The sequence below is a fragment of the Plantibacter sp. genome (genome assembly GCF_059073635.1).
The window spans coordinates 413,687-426,234 of the sequence record NZ_JCACOF010000008.1 but is presented as its reverse complement, the minus strand read 5'-3'; the positions used below and the strand labels follow the sequence as shown (position 1 = coordinate 426,234).

The 12,548-nt window shown below is 69.6% G+C and carries 12 protein-coding genes and 1 pseudogene; 8 read left to right on the top strand and 5 right to left on the bottom strand.

Going from position 1 to position 12,548, the window contains the following annotated elements; translation table 11 throughout:
- Nucleotides 1–59: 59 nt before the first annotated feature.
- Both AC5JOC_RS09265 and AC5JOC_RS09260 read right to left on the bottom strand, forming a co-directional pair.
- A complete protein-coding gene (locus AC5JOC_RS09265; RefSeq protein ID WP_274499060.1) occupies nt 60–1,028 on the bottom strand; it encodes an alpha/beta hydrolase in 969 nt (322 codons plus the stop codon).
- Nucleotides 1,029–1,217: 189 nt separating this feature from the next.
- On the bottom strand, nt 1,218–1,973 hold the full coding sequence (locus AC5JOC_RS09260; protein ID WP_159876953.1) for an SDR family oxidoreductase: 756 nt from the start codon (nt 1,971–1,973) through the stop codon (nt 1,218–1,220).
- Nucleotides 1,974–2,073: 100 nt separating this feature from the next.
- Here AC5JOC_RS09260 and AC5JOC_RS09255 point away from each other — a divergent pair, with 100 nt between their 5' ends.
- The gene (locus tag AC5JOC_RS09255) at nt 2,074–2,919 is read left to right on the top strand and encodes a helix-turn-helix transcriptional regulator (protein ID WP_494246260.1); all 846 of its coding nucleotides are present in this window, start codon (nt 2,074–2,076) and stop codon (nt 2,917–2,919) included.
- 21 nt (nt 2,920–2,940) lie between these two features.
- Here the strand turns inward: AC5JOC_RS09255 and AC5JOC_RS09250 are convergent, their stop codons facing one another.
- Nucleotides 2,941–3,357 carry a hypothetical protein gene (locus tag AC5JOC_RS09250; protein ID WP_426738643.1) on the bottom strand — a complete coding sequence of 139 codons (417 nt, stop codon included), beginning with the start codon at nt 3,355–3,357 and terminating at the stop codon, nt 2,941–2,943.
- Between the two features lie 105 nt (nt 3,358–3,462).
- Between AC5JOC_RS09250 and AC5JOC_RS09245 the strand changes: the two genes are divergently transcribed.
- The 6 genes and pseudogenes from AC5JOC_RS09245 to AC5JOC_RS09220 all read left to right on the top strand — a co-directional run.
- Nucleotides 3,463–4,032, top strand: coding sequence for a hypothetical protein (locus tag AC5JOC_RS09245; RefSeq protein ID WP_494246258.1), 570 nt, complete (start codon nt 3,463–3,465; stop codon nt 4,030–4,032).
- A 62-nt stretch (nt 4,033–4,094) separates the two neighbouring features.
- Entirely contained in the window at nt 4,095–4,907 is an 813-nt protein-coding gene (locus tag AC5JOC_RS09240) for an isocitrate lyase/PEP mutase family protein (protein WP_494246256.1), read from the top strand.
- Nucleotides 4,908–5,189: 282 nt separating this feature from the next.
- On the top strand, nt 5,190–5,681 hold the full coding sequence (locus AC5JOC_RS09235; protein ID WP_494246254.1) for a hypothetical protein: 492 nt from the start codon (nt 5,190–5,192) through the stop codon (nt 5,679–5,681).
- Nucleotides 5,682–6,061: 380 nt separating this feature from the next.
- Nucleotides 6,062–6,961, top strand: coding sequence for a pentapeptide repeat-containing protein (locus tag AC5JOC_RS09230; RefSeq protein ID WP_494246252.1), 900 nt, complete (start codon nt 6,062–6,064; stop codon nt 6,959–6,961).
- Nucleotides 6,962–6,995: 34 nt separating this feature from the next.
- Nucleotides 6,996–7,613: a hypothetical protein gene (locus AC5JOC_RS09225; RefSeq protein ID WP_494246251.1), complete on the top strand. Its 618-nt coding sequence runs from the start codon at nt 6,996–6,998 to the stop codon at nt 7,611–7,613.
- 50 nt (nt 7,614–7,663) lie between these two features.
- Nucleotides 7,664–9,525, top strand: a pseudogene (locus tag AC5JOC_RS09220) (FAD-binding monooxygenase); the annotation flags it as partial.
- Nucleotides 9,526–9,565: 40 nt separating this feature from the next.
- Here AC5JOC_RS09220 and AC5JOC_RS09215 read toward each other — a convergent pair.
- Complete coding sequence (locus tag AC5JOC_RS09215) at nt 9,566–10,612, bottom strand: NAD(P)-dependent alcohol dehydrogenase (protein WP_494246249.1); 1,047 nt, start codon at nt 10,610–10,612, stop codon at nt 9,566–9,568.
- Between the two features lie 45 nt (nt 10,613–10,657).
- Here AC5JOC_RS09215 and AC5JOC_RS09210 point away from each other — a divergent pair, with 45 nt between their 5' ends.
- Entirely contained in the window at nt 10,658–11,233 is a 576-nt protein-coding gene (locus AC5JOC_RS09210; RefSeq protein WP_124768153.1) for a TetR/AcrR family transcriptional regulator, read from the top strand.
- Here the strand turns inward: AC5JOC_RS09210 and AC5JOC_RS09205 are convergent.
- Complete coding sequence (locus AC5JOC_RS09205) at nt 11,150–12,427, bottom strand: acyltransferase family protein (protein WP_494246247.1); 1,278 nt, start codon at nt 12,425–12,427, stop codon at nt 11,150–11,152. The two genes, AC5JOC_RS09210 and AC5JOC_RS09205, sit on opposite strands and share 84 nt — an antisense overlap.
- Nucleotides 12,428–12,548: the final 121 nt, after the last annotated feature.

Below are 12,548 nucleotides of genomic sequence, written 5' to 3'. Positions count from 1 at the left end.
CACTCCGATGTGCCTGTGACGACCCAGCATAGGGAACCGGGCCGTCACAGGCGATGACCTCAGGGCGCGAGCAGGCGAGCGACCCAGGCGTTCCGGGCGGCGGTCATGGCCCGGGCGAGTTCGGCGTGCGGCGCGAGCATGTCGAATCCGTGGAACCCACCCGGCCACACGTGGAGCTCGGCTTGGACGCCGGCCTGCCAGAGCGACGTCGCGTAGGCGACGTCCTCGTCACGGAAGACCTCTGCACTGCCGCAGTCGATGAAGGCGGGTGGCAGGCCGGTCAGATCGGTTGCGCGTGCCGGGGCGGCATAGATGGAGACGTCGTCGCCTCCGACACGGTCGCCGAGCAGTGCGGTCCAGCCGGTGATGTTGCTGCCCCGGTCCCAGACGCCGACCCCGTCGATCTGCGTGGTCGAGACGGTGGCGTCGCGATCGTCGAGCATCGGGTAGATGAGGACCTGGCCGGCGAGCTCCGGACCGCTCCGATCGCGGGCCAGGAGCGCGACACCAGCGGCGAGCCCTCCACCGGCGCTCGCTCCCGCGATGATGAACCGAGCCGGATCGATGCCGAGTTCCTGCGCGTGCTCCGCCGTCCAGACGAGTGCGGCGTAGCAGTCCTCCACCGGGTACGGGTCGGGGAACTCCGGTGCGAGTCGGTACTCGACGGTGACGACCGTGGCGTCGAGTTCGACGATCCACGGCAGGAACTGGCCGAGCCCCACGAAGCGGTCGCCCATGACCATCCCGCCGCCGTGGGTGTGGAACACTCCGGGGCCGGTGCCGACCTTGCCGGCTCGCGCGAGCACGGAGACGGAGATCTCGGCACCCTCGTACCCGGCGATGGTCAGATCGCGGCGCTCGACCCCGGCTTCGGCGAGCATCTCGTCCACGGGGAGCGAGACCGGCGACGCCTGGCGCAGCATCGGGATCATGTCGGCGGTGAGGGTCGAGGGCATCAGATCACCGACGGCGGCGAGGACCGCGGCGAGCTCGGGATCGAAGGGCGGGTGGTTCGCGGTCGCGGTCATGATGAACTCCAATGTCCACAGCGGATGACGGTGTCCCCAGTCTGCTGCTCGCGACGGCCCGACTCACCCGCCGAACGTGCCCGTCTTCCCGGCATCGCACCGCCATCTGGCGGGCTCCGGACGCGCTGAGTCGCCCGAATCTGCACGATCTCAGCCTGATTTCGTGCAGATCCGGGCGAACGAACGCGCCTAGTGCGGGTCGAGGCGGTTGAGCATCGCGACGGTCTGGTCGTACTCGCCGCGGACCTCGGCGTAGCGCAGGAACTTGACGTTCTCGACCTGGATCTCCGTGGCGTCGGGCTGCGACTCGATGAGGCCCATGACCTCGTCGGCGAACGCGTCGAGTGGCATCGCGAAGTCGCTCTCCTCCTGGCCGGGCATGAGCGAGGTGCGGACGGCCGGCGGGACGAGCTCGACGACACGGACGCCCGTGTCCGCCAGCTGGAGGCGGATCGACTCGCTCAGCATGTGGATGGCCGCCTTGCTCGCGTTGTAGGTCGGCGTCACCCGCAGCGGGGTGAAAGCGAGGCCCGAGGAGACGGTCATGATCGTCGCGTCCGGTCGGCTGCGGAGCTGCTCGATGAACGCGCCGATGAGCCGGATGGGCCCGAGGACGTTCGTCGTGATGATCTCCTCGGCGGTCGCGACGAAGTCGGAACCAGTCCAGTCCTCGCCGCGCATGACGCCGGCCATCGTGATGAGCACGTTCATCTCCGGGTGCTCCGCGATGACCTGCTTCGCCGCGGCTTCGATGCTCGCAGGATCGGCTGTGTCGATCCGCACGGTGTGGAGGCCGGGCTCGTCGGCGGCGATCGACTCGAGGAGTTCGGTGCGTCGCCCGCCGATGATGACGGTGTTGCCGGCTGCGTGGAGGCGTCGTGCGAGAGCGAGGCCGATGCCGCTCGTCGCGCCGGGGATGAAGACGGTGTTTCCGGTGATCTGCATGCATCGAGTCTCCGTCGGTGACGACGGCCGCACCAGGGTGCGGCGATCCATGGATCCGCGATCCCTGGATCGCCTGGCCGCGGAGGCGGATACTGGCGGGATGGATCGCCCAGCGCTCGCCGACTTCCTCCTCCGACACCGATCGACGTTGCAGCCCGCGGACGTCGGTCTGAGCAGCGGACCTCGGCGACGGACGGCCGGGCTCCGACGCGAGGAGGTCGCGCAGCTCGCAGCGATGTCGACCGACTACTACGCGCGGCTCGAGCAGCAGCGGGGTCCGCAGCCGAGCACGCAGATGCTGGGTTCGCTCGCGCGGGCGCTCCGATTGAGTGCCGAGGAACGCGACTACCTGTATCGGATCGCCGGACACAACGCGCCGACCCGCCTCGCAGCGACCGACTACGTCGCGCCGGCGCTTCTGCGCGTCCTCGACCGGCTCACCGACGCACCCGCGCTCATCCTGTCGGCGCTCGGCGAGACGCTCGTCCAGAACGACCCGGCCCGGGCGCTGTTCGGCGATGCGAACCGGTACCGGGGCCTGGAACGCAGCGCGATCTACCGCTGGTTCCTGCACCCGGAGGAACGCGAGCGATACCCCGCCGAGGACCGGGACCGGCAGAGTCGAGCGCAGGTCGCGTCGCTGCGTGCGGCCTACGGCTCGTTGGGGGCGCAGTCGCCGGCCGGCGAGATCGTCGAGGCGCTCACCGGGCACAGTGAGGAGTTCCGGCGACTGTGGGCGACGCACGAGGTCGGGCGGCGCTTCGAGGACCACAAGGTGCTCATCCACCCCGAGATCGGCCCCATCGAGCTGGACTGCCAGGCCCTGTTCACCGAGGACCAGTCGCAGGCACTCCTCGTCCTCACGGCCGCGCCGCACACCGAGGCCGCAAGCAAGCTCAAGCTCCTCGCCGTGCTCGGGACGCAGACCTTCGAGGGTGCGCGGTAGCGGAAGCGCCGGCCGAACGGTTCAGGCCGTCGGTGCTGTCCGCAGCTTCCGACGCCGGACAGCCCCGCCGATCGCGATGCCGACGACCCCGACGATCACCGGGACGACCAGGCCGAGGACGACGACCGCGAGGAGCGCCAGGACGAAGCTCGGCATCAGCCCGCCGCCGATCAGGTCGACCACGAGTAGCGGGATGAACGCGAGCAGCACGAGCCAGGCGAGCCCCGGCTGACGCGACACCGCGAGGATGCCGACCGCGAGCCAGACACCCGCACCCCACAGCAGGAGGCCGAGGGTGAAGCGCCAGGAGTCGTACGCCTGGTACGGCAGGAGTTGCGGACCGGGTGCGGCCAGATCCGGGTTGCCGATCACGACCAGCGAGGCGACCACGAGGCCGAGGGCGGCGAGTACGAGGGCAAAGACACCGAAGACACGCACGGCTACCTCCAAGGGTGACGAATGCGATCAGGTGTGGCCCAGCCAACCACACCGAGGGGAGATGTCCCCATTCCCTGCCCGTCGCGCACCGCGTACGTTCGAGGGATGAGCGACGACGGACGCACCGAGACCGGCGAGCAGTCACACGCACCAGAGCAGGACAAGCTGCTGATCGAGTGGCTGGAGATCATGCAACCACGCCTCGCGCGATTCGAGGACTTCCTCACACCGCGCGAGGTCGTCACCGACTACACGCGGGACTCGCTCGTCTCCCTCGAGCAGCTCATCCTCGACCGTTGGCCGGACCGCCACGTCTTCGCGCAGGAGCAGGACACCGATTTCACCGATGGCGCCACGCGATACATCGGCGAGACCTACCTGCGGATCGGCGGCGGCGGGTGGTTCGTGAACCACGATCCGAGTTTCCTGTACTCGGGTCGGCTCTGCATCCTGCTCGACGTCGAGATGCCCGTCCCGATCTCGCCACTCAACCTGATCACCACGATGCTGAGCCGACGCACCGGCAACGTCCTCACGAGGATCTGGGACGGGCAGACGAGGAAGATCGCCGAGCTGCGGGCGGCCAACCCGGGCTGGGAGCCGAAACGCGAGCCGTTCCCCGGCGCGATTCCGATGTCACGCTCGAGCTCAGCCTTCACCCCTTCGGTCCGCTGACCCCCTGGGTCTCAGCCATCCACGCGGTCGAACGGCCAGGCGAGATGTGCTGGACTTGCCTGATGACCACACCGCTCGAACGCGCGCTCGCCCTGCAGGCGATGCACGTCCCCGGAGACCCGCTGATCCTGCCGAACGCCTGGGACGTCGCCTCCGCCCGCGCCGTCCTGGCGTCCGGCGCCCGCGCGATCGCGACGACGAGTGCCGGGGTCGCCTGGTCGCTCGGGCACCGCGACGGGAACGAGCTGAACCGCGACGTCGCCCTCGACACCGTGCGACGGATCGCATCGTCGGTGTCCGTCCCGGTCACCGCGGACATCGAGGGCGGCTACGGAGAGACACCGGACGAGGTCGCCCGCACGATCGCCTCCTGTATCGACGCGGGCGCCTCCGGCGTGAACCTCGAGGACTCGCTCCGCCCGATCGCGGAACAGGAACGACGGATCGAGGCAGCACGGTCTGCCGCTGACCAGGCCGGGATTCCCCTCTTCATCAACGCCCGGATCGACACGCATCGACTCGGCGACATCGGAGACGACCGTTGGTTCGACGAGACGGTGACGCGTGCCGCTGCGTATGCACGGGCCGGCGCGAGCGGGATCTTCGTGCTCGGTGCCCTCCGAGCCGACACGATCGAGCGGCTCGCCGATGCGACGACCCTGCCACTCAACGTCGCCTTCGGTCCGGGAACGCTGACGATCAGCGAGCTCGCGAGAGCCGGCGCGAGTCGCATCAGCGCTGGTTCGTCGATCGCGGAAGCCGCTTACAGCCTCGCGCAGCAGTGGGCGACGGCGATGCTCGAGACGCCCGATGCAGCTCCCGCATCACCGCCCACGCTCGGCTGGGCCGCACTGAACCAGCTCATCCGGGACTGAACCCCCGGCGGGTCAGCGGACAACGCCCGCAGCGTCGGACGGATCGCCATCGACGCTGTCGGAATCGGTCGTGAAGCCGGAGACGTCCAGGACGACGTCGACCTCCGGCGGCTGACGCAAGCACCTCGTGCAGCAGATCGAACTCGGACGTCAGGCAGATGCGCGGGGCGCGACGCGGCACGCACTCGACGCCTCATCCGCCGGGAGTGCTGACCATGGACCACGAGGCAGTCGGCGAGTTCGGCACGGTAGGCCGCGAGCGCGATCAGCCGGCACGGCATCATGCGCGATGACCACGTCGAAGCCGGCGTCACCGAGATTGCGAGCGAGCGCCGCGGCGTTCCGGACCGCGAGCAGGTGCTGTGCTCGCCCTCGGACCGCTCCAGAGCGTCGCGTCACCGGCACGATCAGCTGTCGAACGTCGTCGGCATCGATGAACTCCGCTCGTTCACGCTCTCCGGCGAGGCGCCTGCCGCAGGTCGACTTCCCGACCGCAGGACCACCGAGAGCACCATGGACGCGTACTCATCTGCTCGATGCGATCACAGGCCTGCGAGAAGGTCAACTCGCAAGGGTGACGCTGCGATCCCCGGAGTCGGCGACAACCCGGACCTGACCACCCAACGCGGCGACGTACATCCTGATGGTGTCGAGTTCGAACGACTCGAGCTGCCCGTGTTCGATGGCCGACACACGCGCTGCGATACGCCCATCGTCTTACTGAGCTCCGTCTGCGTCAGATCAGCTTCCTTCCGCAGCGTGACCAGTTGGTAAGCGAGCACTTCTGCCTCGGCGGCATGGCGAGCGGCGGCGACGCGCTCCGGATCTCGGCCCAACTTCGCGCGCGCGCTCCCCCAACTCACTGGCTTCTCACTCATCGTCATCACCCTTCTGCCATTCACGAAATCGCTGTTCACCTTAGAACCCTTGGGTTCTGTGATGCAATCGCGATCGAGCACGCCGATCCGACGCCCTCCGATACCCTGAGGGCAGTGAACCGTTCTTTCGCTCTGTGACCCAGAGGCCTTTCAGCGACACCCGTTCGCTCCTCCCACGAGGGGCGGTGATTTCGTGCGCCCGGAACGGGAGCTCCCTGCGGAGTTCCCCTGCACCCCGGCCCCCACTCGAAACCACTCCGGAAAGAACACCCACGCATGACGTCCATCGACGCTTCCTCCACCCCCTCCGACGACCGCTCGGCGCTCCGCGCGAACTGCGCTGACTGCTTCGCGCTCTGCTGCACCGCCTTCGGGTTCCAACGATCGGCCGACTTCCCGATCGACAAACCAGCGGGAACGCCCTGCCTCAATCTGGCGGACGACTTCTCCTGCACCATCCACGAATCCCTGCGTCCGAGAGGGTTCCGCGGATGCACCGTCTTCGACTGCTTCGGCGCTGGCCAGCTCGTCTCGCAGGAGCTCTTCAGCGGCACGAGCTGGCGGGAACGCCCCGACACGAGCGCCGAGATGTTCGCCACGTTCTCCGTCGTGCGCCAGCTGCAGGAGATGAGTTGGTACCTCGTCGAAGCCGCCGAGCGGACGGCCGCGTCAGACCTGATGGCGCACATCAGCCGCCTCCGTACCGGGATCCAGCGGATCCTCGACGGCGGCACCTCCGAGATCCTCGCCTGCGACGTCGAGTCCCTCCGCGCCGACGTCCGGCACCTGCTGATCGACGTCAGCGAGGAGGCGCGGGGCGGGTACCTGGCCGGCGCCGACACCGAGCCAGGCGACGACCTCCACCCCTCGGCGGACCTCGCCGGCCGCGACCTGCGCGCTCGTCGGCTGTGCGGAGCCGATCTGCGCGGGGCGATCCTGATCGGCGCGGACCTGCGTGGGGCGGACCTGGCGGGCGTCGACCTGCTCGGAGCCGATCTCCGCGATGCACGACTCGACGGGGCCGACCTCTCGGCCGCCCTGTTCCTCACCCAGATGCAGCTCAACGCGGCACGAGGTGACGAGGCGGCGCTCCTGCCGACCACCCTCGACCGACCGGGGCACTGGACGACGGCGAGTCGCGCTTCCTCCCCGACAGATGGGGAGTTGTCCCCGTAGGCCTCGGGCGGCCGTCCCCGATACCGTCGATGACATGATCCGCATGCACCGCACCCTCGCCCTGACCGCCCTCGTCGCAGCGACCGCCGGGATCGCCCTGACCGGGTGCTCGAGCCCGCAGCAGGCACCCGACGACGCCCTGGCACTCGGCACGGGTGTGGCCGTCGAGGTCGGGACGGGCGTCGAGATGTCGTTCGCCATCGACGACGTCCGGGAGGGGAAGCTCAGCGACCTCGCCGAGATGGGCGTGCAGTCGACGCCGTCGGACGAGGGGAAGACCCCGTACTTCGTCACCTACTCGGTCACGCTGACGGACGGCGACATCAAGGACGCCGACCGCTCCGCCCTCCCCGTGCCGACGACGGACGAATGGAAGCTCAGCGGCACGGGCACGCTACCAGCCCATCAAGGTCCTGGGCCAGTTCGACTGCACCCCGGACGGCAACGCGACGGCCGGGGTGTCCCCCGACGCCCCGCTCGTCGCCTGCCAGGCCTTCCTCGGCGACAAGGACGCCCTGCCCACGGTCATCGAGGTCAAGGACCTCGGCACCTGGGCGACGAAGGACTGAGCTCCCGCGACTCGAGCTGCACCTGCACCGGCGAACGGTCTTCCACCGTGCGCCGGTGCAGGGTAGTGTCTGCCGTGCGATAAGCGAACAGCGTGTTCCATTATCGAATTCTTGACGATGAAGTGAGGAATCGATGCAGTTCCACCACCACGGCTATGTCTCCGGTGATCCGCGGGTCCTGCCCGCAGCGGGCGTCGGGGTCGACCGGCCCGATGACCTCCCGGAGGAGATGGACGTCCTCATCGTCGGCAGCGGCCCGGCCGGCATGATCGCCGCCGCCCAGCTGTCCCGGTTCCCGACGATCACCACGCGGATCGTGGAGCGCCGACCGGGACGCCTCGCGATCGGCCAGGCGGACGGCATCCAGGCGCGCAGCGTCGAGACCTTCGACGCCTTCGGCTTCGCCGAGCGCATCACCGCCGAGGCGTACCGCATCACCGAGATGGCGTTCTGGCAGCCCGACGCTCGACGACCCGGGTCGGATCGTCCGCGGCGCCCGACCGCTCGACGACACCACCGGCGTCAGCGAGTACCCGCACCTCATCGTGAACCAGGCCCGCGTGCTCGACTACTTCGCCGAGTACATGGCGAACGCCCCGACCCGGATGCGCCCCGACTACGGGTGGGCGTTCCAGGGACTCGAGATCGACGACGACGCGGAGTACCCGGTCGCGGTCACGCTGCTGGACACGAGCGATGAGTCCTCCGGCGAGACCAGGACCGTCCGCGCGAAGTACGTCATCGGGGCCGACGGCGCCCGGAGTGCCGTCCGCCAGGCGATCGGCTGCACCTTGGCCGGCGACCAGGCGAACCACGCGTGGGGCGTCATGGACGCCCTCGCCGTCACCGACTTCCCCGACATCCGCACGAAGTGCGCCATCCAGTCGGGTTCCGGCGGCAGCATCCTGCTCATCCCCCGCGAGGGCGGGCACCTCTTCCGCATGTACGTCGATCTCGGCGAGGTGCCGTCGGGCGGCAGCGAGGCCGTGCGGTCGACCTCGATCGAGCAGATCATCGACCACGCGAACACCATCCTGAGTCCCTATCGGCTCGACGTGAAGCACGTCGCCTGGCACAGCGTCTACGAGGTCGGCCATCGCCTGACGGACCGCTTCGACGACGTCCCGCTCGACGAACTCGGCACGCGCACGCCGCGCGTCTTCATCACCGGCGACGCCTGCCACACCCACAGCGCGAAGGCCGGGCAGGGGATGAACGTGTCGATGCAGGACGGCTTCAACCTGGCGTGGAAGCTCGGCCACGTGCTCGAGGGTCGGAGCCCCGAGAGCCTGCTGGCGACGTACTCGGCCGAGCGTCAGGTCGTCGCCCGGGAGCTCATCGACTTCGACCGCGAGTGGTCGAGCCTCATGGCCAAGCGGCCGGAGGAGTTCGCCGACCCGTCCGAGCTCGCCGACTTCTACGTGCGGACGGCGGAGTTCCCGGCCGGCTTCATGACCGAGTACACCCCGTCGGCCATCGTCGGCGAGGCGACCCACCAGCACCTCGCGAGCGGCTTCCCGATCGGCAAGCGGTTCAAGTCCGCCCTCACCTCGCGCGTCGCGGACGCCAACCACATCCATCTCGGACACCACGCCACGGCCGACGGGCGCTGGCGGATCTACGTCTTCGCGGATGCCGCTTCGCCAGCGTCTGGCCGATCGGCGGAGCTCGCCGCCTGGCTGCAGGACGCACCCGGAGTCACCGCTCCGCGCGGTGCCTGACGGCGTGCGGGCCGACGACTGGTTCGACGTGAAGATCGTCTACCAGCAGCGCCACACCGACATCGACCTCGGCACCGTTCCGCCGGTGTTCCTGCCGCGCGTCGGCCCGTTCGACCTCATCGACTACGAGAAGGTCTACGCCCGCCATCCCGACGTCGACATCTTCGCCGAGCGCGGCGTCGACCGAGCGGGTGCCGTCGTCGTCGTGCGGCCGGACCAGTACGTCGCCCACGTGCTCCCGCTCACGGCCACCGCGGAGCTCGCGGCGTTCTTCGACGGCGTGATGGGACGGCAGACGACCGCACTCCTGATCGTCAGGCGAGCTCGGCGTCGATGTCGGCGAGGTCCAGCACGAAGCGGTACCGGACGTCGTTGCGGGCCAGCCGATCGAGCGCCACGTCCACGTCCGCGGCCGGGACCACCTCGACGTCCGCCGTCACGCCGTGGGTGCCGCAGAAGTCGAGGAGGTCCTGCGTCCACCGGTGACCGCCACTGCCCGACGATGTCAGTCGCTTCCGGCCGAGGAGCAGGTCCATCGTCTGGATGGAGATCGGTCCGAGGTAGCCGAGCGAGCACAGGGTCCCGTCGAGGTCGAGGACGCGGAGGTACGGTGTGAGGTCGTGCTCCACGGAGACCGTGTCGATGACGAGGTCGAGACTGCCGGCCGCTGCGGCCATCGCCTCGGGGTCGGTCGAGACCACGACCCGGGACGCGCCGAGCCGCAGCGCGTCGGTCGCCTTGCCCTCGGAGGTGGTGAAGACCGTGACGTCGGCGCCGAGCGCGTGGCCGAGTCGGACGGCGAGGTGCCCCAGACCGCCGAGGCCGACAACGCCGAGCCGCGTCCCCTCCCCCACGCCGTTGGTGCGGAGCGGCTCCCAGACGGTGATGCCGGCGCACATCAGGGGTGCCACACCCGCCGGATCCAGGGAGGCCGGGCGGTGGTAGACGAAGCTGTCGCGGACGACATAGCGCCCGGAGTAGCCGCCGAGCGTCGTGCTCCCGTCGATGCGGTCCCGGCCACCGTAGGTGAGGGTCGGGAACTCCAAGCAGGAGTTCTCCTGGCTGCGCAGACACATGGTGCAGGTACCGCACGAGTCGACGATGTTGCCGACGGCGACGGCATCGCCGGGGGCGAAGGACGTCACCTCGGAGCCGACGGCGACGACCTCCCCGACGAACTCGTGTCCGGGCACGAGTCCGGCCGCGGGTCCCGCGGAGGCGAGGGCGTGCAGGTCGCTGTGGCAGACGCCGCAGTGCGTGACCCGCACGTCGACATCGTCCGGGCGGAGGTCGCGGCGGTCGATGACGGTCGGTCGGAGGGAGCGGGGAGCAGCGGTGGACATGAGGGCGGTTGTGCGCATGGGCCGATACTACCTACTAGTTGGTAGTATCGCTACACTGGATCGATGACCACCGCGGAACAGACTCGCCAGCGCATCCTCGACGCCGCGACCGAGGAGTTCGCCACCCACGGCATCGCAGGCGCACGGGTGGACCGCATCGCCAAGCGCTCCGGCATGAGCAAGCCGATGATCTACGCCTACTACGGCGCGAAGGACCAGCTGTTCGACGCCGTCTTCCACGCCCACGTCATCGCGAACGGCGATCGCGTGCCGTTCACGGCGGCCGAGCTCCCCGAGTACGCGGCCCGGCTCTACGACGACTACCTCGCCGATCCGGCGCTCGCCCGCCTGGTGCTGTGGAAGCGGCTCGAGCGCGAGAGCACCGGCTACCTGTACCCCAGCCTCGAAGACCACGACGTCCGCCACATCCAGGACATCGAGGCGGAGCAACGAGCGGGGTCGATCCGCCCCGACCTCGACCCGGCGGACATCTGGTCGCTGCTCATCTCGACCGCCGCGACGTGGGCACAGGCGTCGATGACGGTCGTCGCGACCTCAGCGGACGCACCCGAGGTCCACCAGCGTCGGCGCACGGCACTGGCCGCGACGATCCGCGCCGGCCTCTGCACTCAGGAGTAACGCGGCGAGGATCAGCACCACGGCGAGCGCCGCGCTGAGCACCGTCGTACCGATCACGAGGAGCGCCACGATCGCGCCCAGCCCCAGGAGGACGGCGATCGCGAGTCGCCGTCGTGCACCGGTCGCGACCGGGCTCGGAACCGCCTCGACGCGGGCGAACACCGTCGCGACCAGTGCGGTCAGCGTCAGCGCGAGCGCCAGCCAGAGTGGCCGCCCGAGCCACCATCCGAGGCTGTCCGGCGCCGGAAGCGCGATGCCGGTCGTCAGTGCGAACAGGGCCGACGCGCCGGCCATCGCCAGCAGCACCGGCATGTGCCAGAGGTAGATCGTCATGGCCCGCGTGGTGACGAAGGCCGTCACCGCCGCGACCCTGGGCCGCCGGCTGAGCCTCGTGAGCCGGTCTCGCAGGAGCGACAGCAGTGCCGTGTGCGCGACGCCGACGAGCAGGAGCGCCGCGGTGGGCGGGTTGATGTTCGCGATGAGGTCACTCGAGTACACGCCGGTCCACCAGGTGACGACGAGGACGACGACCGCCCCGACACCGGCGAGCGCCCGGACACGCCGGCTGAGCGCGCCGATCGAGCCGTCCGCCAGGAAGAACCCGAGTTGCTGGAGCGCGGTCCAGACGAGGACGAGGTTGAGGAATCCGAGGGCGTCGACACCAGTGGCAGCGCGCAGGACGTCGACCAGCACGGCGGCAGTGGCGAGCGACGCGATCGACCGGAGCGGTGCGCGCTCGTGGGCGGCGGCGAGTGCGGGCAGCAGTGCCTGGCAGAGCAGGAAGACGCCGAGGAACCAGAGGGGCTGGCCGAACCGGAAGCCGGCCGTGGCGACGAGGTCGGCGGGGACACCGGCCAGGGTCAGCATCGCGAGTGCGGCTCCCACACAGCCGATGGTCACGACCGCGGGGAGCAACAGGCGGTGCAGCCGTGCCGCGACGAACGCCGAGGCCGGCACCCCTCGCGATCGCTGCCGACGGAAGGCGAGCAACCCGGCGAACCCGCCGATGACGAAGAACAGCGGCATGACCTGCAGGACCCAGCTGAGCGGCGCGATCCACGCCGTGCCGTCGCTCGCGTTCTCGAACACCGGGCCGGCGGAGGTCACCGTCACGCCGACCATCATCGCGTGGAGGACGACGACCCCGACGATGCAGCAGGCACGCACGAGGTCGATGCCCGTGTCGCGCGACACCGGACGGCGACGGGCGATGCGATCCGGTCTCGGGTGCGGGTTCTGGAGCGGCGGTGCTGGGTGTGGGTGATGGCCATGACGGTCCTCCTCGGTGATGGTCCGAGGAGGTTATGAACGCGGT